This window comes from Neobacillus niacini, from assembly GCF_046591715.1.
GTDB classification, from domain to species: domain Bacteria; phylum Bacillota; class Bacilli; order Bacillales; family Cytobacillaceae; genus Neobacillus; species Neobacillus niacini_L.
This window is the reverse complement of the sequence record NZ_JAWVNQ010000008.1, coordinates 23658-36387: the sequence shown is the minus strand read 5'-3', so window position 1 is coordinate 36387 and position 12730 is coordinate 23658. Positions and strand designations below refer to the sequence as shown.

Genomic DNA, 12730 nt, shown 5'->3' with positions numbered 1-12730 from the left:
AAGATTGATGAGAGCCCGTAACGTTATTAAAAGGGAAGAGATGGTCACTCATAAGGCCTATGAGAGCCCATTACCTTATTAAAAGGGAAAAAGCGGTCACTCATAAGGGGACACTGATACATATCTTGTTAGGGGTTAGATCCACTCATTCGTTATTAACAAAATAAAAAAAGGCGTGAAATTTCACGCCTTTTTTATTCTATATCTTCCGTTTCAACTCTATTCTTAAATGCTTCTCTTACTACAAGAAACTCTTCATCGCCGATGGCGTCCTTTGAATGTCTCTCCGTTTGGTTATCCTTTGGTAAATTTCCAGGATGACCTTTCTTTTTATGATTAAAATGTTCTCCACGTGCCAAATCAAACACTCCTTTCGTCTACGAATGTATCATTCCCAAACGAAAGAAATTTATTAGTGAGGAGGAAAGGTTCCTGAATTAATCTTCGTTCGTTTTATCATCAGAGGCTGCTGGACTGCACATGGAGTCAATAAGAAAACCAAAAAATACTAAAAAGGCAATTGGTATAGCGTAATTTAACACATGTATGGCGGTCATAAGCTAAATTCACCACCTTTATTAGAATATTTTTAATATTTAGTATATTTTAATGTTGTTAACATTAAATGTCAATTGTCACAAAACAGACAAAATTCTCCGGTAAAACTAGTCTTTTCAGACTATTTTACAAAGTTTTTCCCTAGGGAAAATAACTCATTTTCGACTATAAACCCCTATATTTTCCATTAAACTTCCAATAAACTACGATGAATTCACCGTTATGTATAATACATAACGGTATTTTTGTCGGAAAATGGAATATTTTGTGTAAAAAAAAGGTTCGAAAAATAGAAATATCTGACAAAATACAACACTATACTAAAAAAGTACTATATATAATGAACATAGTAATTATGAATTAGGAAGAGTTGTCTACTGAATTTACTGAATAATCAATGATTATGAGCAATTTGAAACAGAAAAAGGCAAACTCAATGAAAATTGGGGACGCAAAGCCGAGGATCTAAGGTGTTTTATTACTATGATGGCCGGGCTGCCTGGAATACGAATAAGTATTTTAGGGGTGAATGAAAGTGGCAGTAACTGATAGTGTGACGAATGGAATGGATGCAGAATGGCTGGCTCTAATCGTAGAAGCGAAAGCCCTAGGGATTTCAAAGGAAACAATTCTTGACTTTCTCCATCAGAACGAAATTAGAGAGGTCCTAGTAAAGAATCGCTAAGATACATAAAAAAACAAAGCATACTGCCAAAATAAGTAGTATGCTTTGTTTTTTTATGATTCATTATTATTTTGACCGATTCGCCACTTATTAAATTCAATAAAATCGCGAAATTGTTCTTTTGATACACCCGACTCCATAGCTTCTTTTACAATATTCATCCAATCGCTATCTAATTCGTCTTTGTTAATCTGTTCATTAATGAGATGATCCACGGGTACATTTAATACAGTTGAAATCTTTTCTAAGAACTGAATAGACGGATTTCGTTGCAGGTTTCTTTCTAGAGAACTTAAGTAAGATTTAGCAACTCCTGCTTGCTCAGCAAGCTCAGATAATGACATTTTCTTTTCTAGTCGAAGTTTTTTAACTCGATCACCAATCATTGGGCTCACACACCTAATATTTATTATTACTACAATAATTTTATCAGAAAAGATGGAAAAGTTCCATATTAAGAACGATTGATTTCCACAAAATTATTCCTAATCAGCGAAAACTTTTTGAAATAATGGTTTGATAGCGATAATATTAAAGAGTGTTTCCAATTCTAGTATAATACATAAAAATAATAAAAAAAGGTTGGGAAGAGATGATTGTTCTTAAATCACAGCGGGAAATTGATGCGATGAAAAAGGCAGGAGAAATTCTTGCATTATGCCATAAAGAAATTGCAAAAATGATAAAGCCTGGCGTAACCACTTGGGAAATTGATCAATTTGTAGATGAGTTTCTTATTAAACATAATGCAACCCCGCAGCAAAAGGGCTATAAGGGATATCAATATGCTACCTGTGCAAGTATTAATGATGAAATATGCCATGGGTTTCCTAGAAAGCAACCATTAAAGGAAGGCGATATTGTCACAATCGATATGGTCGTTAATTATAACGGAGGGTTAGCTGATTCTGCATGGAGTTACGCTGTTGGACGTGTTTCCAAGGAAACAGAGCATTTACTAGAGGTCACAAAGAAGGCACTTTATAAAGGTATTGAAGCAGCGGTCCCTGGAAACAGGATTGGTGATATTGGTCATGCCATTCAAAGTTATGTTGAAGGGGAAGGCTTTTCGGTTGTTCGTGACTTTATTGGACATGGAATTGGCGCTGTCATTCACGAGAAACCTGATGTTCCGCATTATGGACTGCCAGGAAAAGGACCTAGAATTAAAGAAGGCATGGTTTTTACCATCGAGCCTATGGTCAATGTAGGGATGTATCAAACCAAAATGGATACAAACGGCTGGACAGCGAGGACCATTGATGGCAAGTATTCTGCGCAATATGAACATACCATCGCCATCACTAAGGAAGGAACGATTATTTTAACTGAACAGGATAAATAAAAAAACAGATCTCGTCTTGAGATCTGTTTTACTTATTTTTACGAAGGTTGCCTAGTTCTTCTACTAATGCCTGCATTTCATTAGGGCTAAACGAAGGTTTTTTCATGACCATGTCATAAATTTCTTTTAATTCCTCGTACATTTCTTCATCAAAGTGTGAAGGTTTAATGGCTCCAAGATTTAATACCTTTAATTTTTCTTTTATCTGTTCAATCATGTATTCTACATTTTCTACTGTCTTTTCTGATAGATTCATCCCGTCACCCTTTCAACATTCGTAATTTTATCTTTTCATTTTCACTACTAGATGTCAATCTAAACTTGTTTATTTACTTCCACTTGCGGGTATTAAAATAATATGGTGAAAATCTGTCTTGCTATTGCATTTAACACTAAGCTTAAAGCAAAATAGAAATAATGAATGCTGGTATTTATTTCATAATGATTAAATCAATGATAAAGACCAAATAGAAGGAGAGGTTAAAAAATGGGAAAGAATTTATTTTTTAAAGGCGTTTTTTATGGAGCGATTGCAGGAGGAGTTCTTAGTTTATTAGATAAGAAAACACGACAGGATATGAAGGTAAATGTAAAAAAGGCGTATGAACAAGTATCTTATGCTGCCCGCCATCCTAAGGAGATCACAGACAATGTTAAAGCGACGGCAGAAAAAATTAGAGATACAATTGAACAGGTTAGCGAGGATATTTCATATATTACTGGGAAAGTGGACGAACTTCGTGAGTTAACTCCTCAAGTAAAGGAAATCGTTAAAGAGACGAAGAGTACATTTTCAAATCATGAAGATTCCGATGTAGAAGAATTGTTAAAAGAGGTTAATGTGGAAGAAGGATCAACAGACAAGTAGCAATTGGATTTGTTCTAAAGGAGAGTGAAAAATGGGGAAAGCAGTTAATGTTCGAAAATCTTTGTTTAGGATGCTTTGGCACCGAATAGAAGAAGATGATATACCAGGATTATCAGCTCAACTTGCGTATTTTTTTCTTCTATCGCTATTTCCGCTCCTTATTTTCATTTTTACTCTACTGCCATATCTGCCCATTCAACACCTGGATATCCTTGGGGGGATTGGTGAATTTGCCCCTCCACAAACGATGGAATTAATCGAAAAGAATGTAAATGATGTCATGAATAATCGAAATGGCGGATTACTTTCATTCGGTGTTATCGGTACCATTTGGTCTGCATCCAATGGAATTCATGCCTTAGTGAGAGCTTTTAACAAAGCCTACAATGTGAAAGAAAGCCGATCTTTTATTGTTTCTAGAGCGATGGCTATCGTGCTGACGGTCGGGATGATATTAGTTTTTATTGTTGCGGTGCTGCTGCCAATCTTCGGTAGGGAAATTGGGATATTTCTTTTCTCGTACTTAGGCTTTAAGCTGGAATTCCTCCGCATTTGGGAAATGTTAAGATTAGTCATTAGTGCGCTTATCTTATTTTTAATATTTACTGGGCTATATTGGATTGCTCCCAATGTTAAATTACGCTGCAGAAGTGCATTCCCAGGAGCCGGTTTTGCGACCATTGGGTGGATTCTTTCCTCCTATGCTTTATCTTATTACGTGAGTAAATTTAACAACTTTTCACTGACCTATGGAAGTATTGGAGCTATTATTGTTTTACTCATTTGGTTATACATATCGGGGTTTATCATTATTCTCGGCGGCGAGATCAATGCTTTCTATAGTGAAAAGAATAAGTCCAACTGTTAAAATTTTTCTTTATGAAAAATCCTTTATTGCAAACAATATAGATGGGGAACAGATAACAACAGGGGGGACGCACGATGACTAAGAAAACCAAAAAAGATGGCGGCACGAAACAAAAAGGTAAAGGCAGCAAAGGTAATAAAACATCTGGATCTGCTAACGGCAGCAACGGATATCATTAAATAGAACCGGGCAGATGCCCGGTTCACTATTTTTTTAACAGTCTTAAACTATTTAGTATCACAAGAATGGTACTGCCTTCATGACCAATAACCCCAAATGGCAAATCCAGAAGCTGAAAAAAGTTAGAAGAAATTAATATCATGATAACAGTGATGGAAAAAATGACATTTTGTTTAATAATTCTATTCATCCTTTTCGAAAGATGGATGGCTTCTGCGATCCTTGGCAAATCGTTTTTCATTAGGACGACATCCGCTGTTTCCAAGGCAACATCAGACCCTTCACCCATTGCTATTCCAACATTGGCAATGGCTAATGCCGGAGCGTCATTAATTCCATCACCGACCATCGCAATCGTTTTATACTTTTCCTTGAGCCTTTTAAGCTGCTCCACTTTATCTTCAGGCAGACATTCAGCAAAGTATTGATTCACATGACTTTCTGAAGCAATGGCACTCGCCGTTTTCTCACTATCGCCAGTCAGCATGACCGTGTAAATACCTTGTTTTTTTAAATGGTCAATGGCAAGCTTTGTTTCTTGTCTGACAACATCTTTTAAAGCAATCATCGCGGCTAAACAATCGTTAACTTGAACAAATACAAGTGTATTACCTTGGCTGGCCAGGTCAGCTGCTCTGCCATCAGCAAATGTAAAGGCGGCCTCTTTCCCAACAAAATCTGCTTTACCTATTTTCCACTGTTCCCCGCAAATTTCTGCTTTAATGCCCCATCCAGAAACATCCTCAAGGTTTTCAGGATGAATAAGGTCAAGCTCTAGACTTTCTTTCACGTACTTGACAATCGATTGTGCAAGCGGATGATTCGATTGATTTTCAATCGATGCAGTCTTCCGTAAAAGCTCCAGCTTATCAAAATTTTCATTGACAATGATTTCCGTAACCTCAGGCTTTCCTTTCGTCAGTGTACCTGTTTTATCGAAAGCAATAGCTTCTAAATGGCTGAGATTCTCTAAATGTACGCCGCCTTTAACTAAAATACCCCGTTTTGCACCATTTGAAATGGCAGACAAAGTTGCTGGCATGATTGACGCTACTAGCGCACAAGGAGATGCAACCACCAATAAGATCATGGCTCGATAAAATGACTCATTCCAGCTCCAATCAAGCAGGAAGTAGGGGAGGAACATCATCAATAAGACAGCAGCTAAGACAGCTTTTACATAGGTGCCTTCAAAGCGCTCAATAAATAACTGAGATGGTGATTTTTCACTTTGAGCGGATTGAACAAGTTCAATAATTTTATGAAAGAGTGTTTCATTACTTGCTTTTGTTGTTTGAACGGTAATGGCTCCTGTTAAATTGACTGTACCTGCAAACACTTCTTTATTAAGCCCTTTAGAGACAGGCATCGATTCTCCAGTAATAGCCGCCTCATCAATGTTCGTATGCCCATTCTTAATAACTCCATCCGATGGAATTCTTTCCCCTGGCTTTACGAGAATCTCATCGCCCACGATTAACTCAGAAACCGGTACACGCCTTTCAACCCCATTTCGGATAAGAAGTGCTTCTTCCGGCTGCAGCTTCATCAGCGACGAAATTTCTTTGTGACTCTTGTTCATTGTATAGGTTTCTAATGCACCGCTGACAGCAAAGATAAAAATCAAAATGGCGCCTTCTGTCCAATAGCCAATAACCGCAGAACCAATCGCTGCAAAAATCATCAGCATTTCTACGTTTAGTTCTTTGTTTTCATACGTAGCCTCAATTCCTTCTTTCGCTTTAGCAAACCCGCCTATCACAAAAGCCAATAAATAGAAGATAACGGAAGTAACGTGATCCCCCATTTTGTCCGTAAACCATCCGGCTGCAATGAACACCCCACTTAATCCTGCTGCAATAAGTTCAGCGTGTGGCTTGATTTTTTCAATTAGTCCTACCTTTGGAACGGCGTTCGCTAACCTCTTAGCATCTGTACTCATTTTCAATTCCCCTCCCCAATCTTTATCTAAATGAGAAATATAATCAAAATCATTACCCCTAAAAAACACGAAAGCTGTCATCAATAAAGATGACAGCGGACTTCCGAAAACAATTATTAGATTAAATTAATTTTATCATACATTTTATGTTATTTAAATGAAAGTGCTCCAAATATTCTTAAGAGTTATGCTGCTCCACCATCGAATACGTTTTTTTACCAAAGACATAAATAATGATGGATAAGGTAAGCAGCATGGTACTTATAATATAAAAGAAACTGATTCTTTGGAAGAACTGAATAAATAAACCGCCAATAATGGGTCCGCTCAGGCTTCCTAAGCTAAAGAATATACCGCATAACAAATTCCCTGTTGCTAACAAATTCTTCGGCACTAAATCGGTCATATAACTGATTCCAAGTGAAAAGGTTGATCCCACGACCATTCCTGATAAAAGGAAGGAAATGAATAGTCCAATAAAAGAATGCTCAAATATGCTTGCAGATGTAAAAGTTAGAAATCCGAGAAGAAGAACGATCATTAAGACATTCCTTCTGCCATATGAATCGCTAAGAACTCCTAATGGCAGCTGCGTAATAATACCGCCAATCGCAAAGGCCGTTAACACCAAGGAAACACTTGCTACGTTAATATCCATTCGGAGTGCATATACAGGAAAGCTCCCGTTTAAGGATGATTCTAAAAACCCGTAGCAAAAAGGTGGTAGAAAAGCTACCCAGCCGTATTTCAGCGTATTCCTAAAGCGTTTAATGGTATTGAAGAATGAATTGATTCCTACTTCTTGTTCCGGGAACTCATTCTTAAGTGTAAATACAAATACCCAGCCAATTAAACATAAAGCAGAGGAAACGATAAATGGTAATGCTTCATTAATATTTACAAGCGGTGTCATCAAAGGTCCACTTGCAAATCCAATCCCAAAAAACAAGCCGTACAGTGAAATATTCCGTCCTCTTTTATCAGCTGGTGAGGATGAGGTAATCCAAGTTTGAGTGGCAAAATGTAAGGCATGATCGCCAATTCCAATTAGTGCCCGCAAACAAAACCAAAACCAAAAGGATTTCCACAATGGAAACAGTGCAAGTGCCAAAACGACAAGCCCGCCTCCGAAAATAATCGTTGGTTTATAGCCATATTTTCGCAGTGGAGCTTCCATAAAGGGAGAAACGAGAAGGATTCCAATGTAGAGTGCAGTGGCATTTAATCCATTTAGGGAAGAAGAAACCCCGCCTTGTTCAAAAATCACGGCAATTAGCGGCAGGAGCATTCCTTGTGAAAAACCAGAAATGGCCACTATGGTGACTAGAATCCAAAACCGAAAGTTATTTTTAGTCATGATATGATCCTCGTATTGTAATGATTGGTAACTATTTTAGGTTCCAAAAAAGATGGTAACGAGAAAATTGGGCATTTGCAAGTAAAATATTTATTACTCTGGAATCAACAGAATTTTAATACAATCCATACATAACAATCTGTATTTTTTTATATGATTTTTAAGGAGGGATAAATGTGGAAAAAACATTCATGCTGCTTACGATCATTGGTGTTCCGCTTTCAGTGATAGGGACACTCATGCACTGGCCAACGATGATTCTTTTTGTTGTGTATTGTGTATCCATTATCGCATTAGCTAGTTATATGGGAAGGGCAACCGAAAGTTTGGCCATTGTCGCTGGACCACGGGTGGGTGGACTATTAAATGCTACTTTTGGGAATGCTGTGGAATTAATCATCTCCATCTTTGCTTTAAAGGAAGGGCTGATTGGAGTCGTCCTTGCGTCCTTAACAGGGTCCGTTTTGGGGAACCTCCTCCTAGTTGCCGGGCTGTCCTTTTTTATCGGCGGGTTAAAATTTAAAAGGCAGACTTTTAATGTGCACGATGCACGCCATAATTCTGGTTTATTAATGTTCGCTGTAATTGTTGCCTTTGTCATTCCTGAAGTATTCTCGATGGAAATGAATGAGTCGAGGACCTTAACACTAAGTATTGGGATCTCTGTTATTCTAATTTTACTTTATCTAGCAGCCCTTTTCTTTAAACTAGTTACACATCGAGGGGTCTATCAGAGCGAGAATGCCGAGACACATCATGAGGAGGAGCCTGAGTGGGGTAAAGGGAAGGCAATAGGTGTTCTATTAGCTGCTACTTTAGCTGTTGCTTATATATCTGAAAATCTTGTTCATACGTTTGAATATGTAGCAGAGTCATTTGGCTGGACAGAGTTATTCATTGGGGTAATTATCGTGGCCATTGTAGGGAATGCGGCCGAACATGCTTCAGCGATTGTAATGGCATTTAAAAATAAAATGGATATTGCCGTAGAGATTGCCATAGGATCAACACTCCAGATTGCCATGTTTGTTGCTCCAGTATTAGTCCTGATTTCCCTATTCTTCACCCAGACCATGCCGCTTGTTTTTACCATGCCAGAATTAATTGCCATGGTAACCTCTGTACTGTTGATGGTAGTAATATCAAATGACGGAGAATCAAACTGGTTTGAGGGACTGACCTTACTTGCAGCTTACTTCATTATGGGTATAGGGTTCTTTCTTTTATAAAGTAGTAAAGTAAAAAGACTCTGAGCCAGAAGGCACAGAGTCTTTTTTATAACTTTTAAATTCGATGTAAGGGTATTTCTTGGAATTACATTATATTTTTATATCCTTTTTGCTGACGGGTAAAACCAATCGCGTTTTCTTGGGACCATCAATCACCAACCTTCATGTTTATTTTATAATAGAAAAACACGAGTGTTGAATTTCATATATGAGTGGAATCCCAACCTCCTTAATGGTAAATGGTTCGCCGATTGATTACTGCCCTCCTTTTTTAAGGTTAAGGATATTATAACTGTTTATTTGAATTTTGTAAATGTTCAGATTATTATTTTTTTTGATAAAAAATTTTTTAAAGGCATGCTATTGAAATATTTCGAAGGAATGGATAAAAGTTTTCAACTCCGAAAACACTATGACCAGACTTATTATTGATATAGTGTGAAAGGAGTTTTTCTTTGTGAAAAAGTTTATCTCTGTAGTAATAACATTGCTATTACTACTAGCTTTCCTTCCAACGGCTTCTGCTGAAAAGGCAAATGCAAAAAAAGAACCAGTAACCTACCAAGTTCCTCCTTCGGTTCGTAATATTACGAAGGAAAATACCTATCCCAATTCAACTCAGGACCTGCCCACCTTGCAGCCGAGTGAACTAACGAAACAACTGATTGATTCTTCCAAGGTTAAGATTGAAAATCCCGATTTAATTCGTATGCTGAATGAATCAAGTATTAACAGCACACCGTTTGCAATCGGTTACCGTGCAATTGTCTACCTTGGTCAATGGCCATTAAATTATGAATCAACGGAAACGTCTTCGAACTGGGAGTATCAAAAAATCAATACAAACTACTATGACAATCGCGGCGGCAAAGTACCCTACCAGATTCATTATTTACAAGAGGCTCAAAAAATCATCCGCGGCGGGCTAACAGCAAAAATCCCAAATGCAGAGGATGTAAAGAAGATGATGCTGTTAAAGGCAATGGAAAAAACACGTCTTCCGCTGGCATTTGAAACGATTATTGGCGCAGGAACGAAGAACGACCATGTCTATAATATCCCAGTTAATCGCCTAGGATATTTATACGCATACGCACCTGCTGTCAATGAAAAGGGTAAAGTTACTTACGGTGAAGTATATTTGATGCTTAAAGGGAATAAAAAAACCATTGTCATTAAAAATGTAACCTCACAAGGAATTGGAGCATGGATCCCGGTACAGGATCATGTTTCATTTGGATTTGCTGCATCAGAAAGACCAAGATGATTTTGGAGAAGGAACTCCTACAACGGTCGTAGGGGTTCTTTTTTGAAAAAGAATTGCAGAAAGTGTAGGATAGTGAAATAGAAGGGGGAGAATCAACGTGGGCAGTCCGACACATGATAAAAATTCACAAGTTACTTTTTTAAAACAGCGTTTAAACATGTTCCTAGATGTATTAGATGCAATCGATCCAGAAGATACCGATCTTGATGATATCGACAACTTAATTAAAATGATCGATGAATTAGAAAACAAATGTAAGGAATTCAATCATCGTGAAACTCCAGAGTCTGTATAATTACAGGCTCTTTGTTTATTGGCAAAACCTTTATCTTTCAATCATCTGCTTATAGGAGTATAATAATAGCGTCAAATAGTTGTAATTTTTAAATAGATTGCGAATCGGACAAGGGGAAAGGGGTACTTTAGGTGAATATCGAGAAATTCCAGGAGAGTATGTACAAATTAGTCGTTGAAACTTCTACAAAGCTTCCAAAAGATGTACGTCGTGCAGTTAGTGCAGCAAAGGCGAAAGAGAATGCTGGTACAAGTGCAGCAATGAGTCTTGCTACTATTACCAATAACATTAAAATGGCAGATGACCAAGTCTCACCTATTTGCCAGGATACAGGGTTACCTACATTTAAAATTAAAACTCCAGTTGGTGTTAACCAATTAGAAATAAAAGAAGCGATTAAAAACGCAATTGTAATCGCAACCAAAGAAGGAAAGCTGCGCCCAAACTCTGTTGATTCCCTAACAGGTGAAAACAGCGGTGACAATCTGGGGGCCGGCCTGCCGGTTATTAAATTTGATCAATGGGAAAAAGATTATATCGATGTTCGTCTGATTTTAAAAGGCGGCGGATGTGAAAATAAAAACATCCAATATAGTCTTCCTTGTGAGTTAGAAGGACTAGGACGCGCAGGACGTGACCTTGATGGGATTCGTAAGTGTGTTATGCACTCCGTGTACCAGGCTCAAGGACAAGGCTGCAGCGCTGGTTTCATTGGTGTTGGTATCGGCGGTGACCGTTCTTCTGGTTATGATTTAGCAAAAGAACAACTATTCCGTTCTTTAGATGATGTGAATCCAAACGAAGAATTACGCGCATTAGAAGAGTATGTTCTAGAAAATGCGAATAAATTAGGAATTGGCACGATGGGCTTTGGCGGTGAAGCTACATTGTTAGGCTGTAAAGTTGGAGTTATGAATCGAATTCCAGCAAGCTTCTATGTATCTGTCGCTTACAACTGCTGGGCATTCCGCCGCTTAGGCGTAAGTGTCGATCCAGTATCTGGCGAAATTAATGAATGGATGTATCAAGAAGGTGATTTCATCGATTTCACAGAAACTGAAGCTGAAAAAGAAACAGCTGCAGCACGTGCTACTGACGTGATCACACTGCAAGCACCAATCACAGAAGAACAAATTCGCGAATTGAAGGTGGGCGATGTTGTTCAGATTAACGGTATGATGTACACAGGACGTGACGCGATTCATAAATACCTATCTGACAATGACTCGCCAGTAGATTTAAATGGACAAGTGATCTATCACTGTGGTCCTGTTATGTTAAAAGATGAAAATGGTGACTGGCATGTCAAAGCAGCTGGTCCAACCACAAGTATTCGTGAGGAGCCTTACCAAGGCGACATTATGAAGAGATTTGGTATTCGTGCTGTTATCGGAAAAGGCGGAATGGGACCTCGTACACTGGCAGCTCTTAAAGACCATGGCGGCGTGTATCTAAATGCGATTGGCGGCGCAGCACAGTATTATGCAGACTGTATCAAGGGTGTTGAAGGGGTTGACTTGATGCAATTTGGTATCCCTGAAGCAATGTGGCACCTGCGCGTTGAAGGCTTCACTGCTGTTGTAACCATGGATTCTCATGGAAACAGCTTGCATGCAGATGTAGATAAGTCTTCATTAGAGAAATTAGCACAGTTTAAGGATCGGGTGTTTAACTAAGAGGTTTGGGGGCAGGCTCACTTTTGTGGGCTTGTTTTTTTTTGTGTGTGAGGGGTGGGATTTTGTAGAATCTGTGCAGTTTTGTGTAGGAGCTGTATGGTTTTGTGTCGGAACTGTACGGATTTGTGTAGAAACTGTATGGTTTTGTGTAGGAGCAGGTTTGGTTTTGTAGAAGCTGTATGGTTTTGTGTAGAAGCTGTATGGTTTTGCGTAGGAACAGTACGGTTTTGTGTAGAACCTGTACAGTTTTGTGTAGGAGCAGGTTTGGTATTGTAGAACCTGTACAGTTTTATGTAGAAGCTGTATGGTTTTGCGTAGGAACTGTACGGATTTGTGTAGAAACTGTATGGTTTTGTGTAGGAGCAGGTTTGGTTTTGTAGAAGCTGTACGGTTTTGTGTAGAAGCTGTATGGTTTTGTGTAGAACCTGTACGGTTTTGTGTAGAACCTGTAAGGTTCCGT

The 12730-nt window shown here is 38.3% G+C and carries 13 protein-coding genes and 1 riboswitch; of the genes, 8 read left to right on the top strand and 5 right to left on the bottom strand.

What is annotated here, in order from left to right:
- Positions 1-194: 194 nt before the first annotated feature.
- Positions 195-359: a hypothetical protein gene (locus SFC47_RS18045; RefSeq protein ID WP_165979187.1), complete on the bottom strand. Its 165-nt coding sequence runs from the start codon at positions 357-359 to the stop codon at positions 195-197.
- A gap of 615 nt (positions 360-974) precedes the next feature.
- Positions 975-1061, top strand: a riboswitch (cyclic di-GMP riboswitch).
- Between the two features lie 32 nt (positions 1062-1093).
- Between SFC47_RS18045 and SFC47_RS18040 the strand changes: the two genes are divergently transcribed.
- Positions 1094-1243, top strand: coding sequence for an anti-repressor SinI family protein (locus SFC47_RS18040; protein ID WP_411255713.1), 150 nt, complete (start codon positions 1094-1096; stop codon positions 1241-1243).
- Positions 1244-1296: 53 nt separating this feature from the next.
- Here the strand turns inward: SFC47_RS18040 and SFC47_RS18035 are convergent, their stop codons facing one another.
- The gene (locus tag SFC47_RS18035) at positions 1297-1629 is read right to left on the bottom strand and encodes a helix-turn-helix domain-containing protein (RefSeq protein WP_411255712.1); all 333 of its coding nucleotides are present in this window, start codon (positions 1627-1629) and stop codon (positions 1297-1299) included.
- 206 nt (positions 1630-1835) lie between these two features.
- On the opposite strand from SFC47_RS18035, the gene map reads away from it, so the two are divergent.
- Positions 1836-2588: a type I methionyl aminopeptidase gene (gene map, locus SFC47_RS18030; RefSeq protein WP_411255711.1), complete on the top strand. Its 753-nt coding sequence runs from the start codon at positions 1836-1838 to the stop codon at positions 2586-2588.
- 28 nt (positions 2589-2616) lie between these two features.
- Here the strand turns inward: map and SFC47_RS18025 are convergent, their stop codons facing one another.
- A complete protein-coding gene (locus tag SFC47_RS18025; RefSeq protein ID WP_411255710.1) occupies positions 2617-2844 on the bottom strand; it encodes a DUF1128 domain-containing protein in 228 nt (75 codons plus the stop codon).
- Positions 2845-3075: 231 nt separating this feature from the next.
- Between SFC47_RS18025 and SFC47_RS18020 the strand changes: the two genes are divergently transcribed.
- Positions 3076-3456 (top strand): YtxH domain-containing protein, encoded by a 381-nt coding sequence (locus SFC47_RS18020; RefSeq protein ID WP_411255709.1) that lies wholly within the window; start codon positions 3076-3078, stop codon positions 3454-3456.
- Between the two features lie 31 nt (positions 3457-3487).
- Positions 3488-4324, top strand: coding sequence for a YihY/virulence factor BrkB family protein (locus SFC47_RS18015; RefSeq protein WP_411255708.1), 837 nt, complete (start codon positions 3488-3490; stop codon positions 4322-4324).
- Between the two features lie 205 nt (positions 4325-4529).
- On the opposite strand, the gene SFC47_RS18010 is transcribed toward SFC47_RS18015, so the two are convergent.
- Both SFC47_RS18010 and SFC47_RS18005 read right to left on the bottom strand, forming a co-directional pair.
- On the bottom strand, positions 4530-6446 hold the full coding sequence (locus tag SFC47_RS18010) for a heavy metal translocating P-type ATPase (protein WP_411255707.1): 1917 nt from the start codon (positions 6444-6446) through the stop codon (positions 4530-4532).
- A 178-nt stretch (positions 6447-6624) separates the two neighbouring features.
- The gene (locus tag SFC47_RS18005) at positions 6625-7803 is read right to left on the bottom strand and encodes an MFS transporter (RefSeq protein ID WP_411255706.1); all 1179 of its coding nucleotides are present in this window, start codon (positions 7801-7803) and stop codon (positions 6625-6627) included.
- Between the two features lie 191 nt (positions 7804-7994).
- Between SFC47_RS18005 and cax the strand changes: the two genes are divergently transcribed.
- The 4 genes from cax to SFC47_RS17985 all read left to right on the top strand — a co-directional run bounded on the left by cax (position 7995) and on the right by SFC47_RS17985 (position 12270).
- Positions 7995-9032, top strand: coding sequence for a calcium/proton exchanger (cax, locus tag SFC47_RS18000; RefSeq protein WP_411255856.1), 1038 nt, complete (start codon positions 7995-7997; stop codon positions 9030-9032).
- A gap of 457 nt (positions 9033-9489) precedes the next feature.
- Positions 9490-10299, top strand: a complete 810-nt coding sequence (locus tag SFC47_RS17995; protein WP_411255705.1) for a YfkD famly protein — start codon at positions 9490-9492, stop codon at positions 10297-10299.
- Between the two features lie 97 nt (positions 10300-10396).
- A complete protein-coding gene (locus SFC47_RS17990) occupies positions 10397-10594 on the top strand; it encodes an SE1561 family protein (RefSeq protein ID WP_411255704.1) in 198 nt (65 codons plus the stop codon).
- A 131-nt stretch (positions 10595-10725) separates the two neighbouring features.
- Positions 10726-12270 (top strand): fumarate hydratase, encoded by a 1545-nt coding sequence (locus tag SFC47_RS17985; RefSeq protein WP_411255703.1) that lies wholly within the window; start codon positions 10726-10728, stop codon positions 12268-12270.
- Positions 12271-12730: the final 460 nt, after the last annotated feature.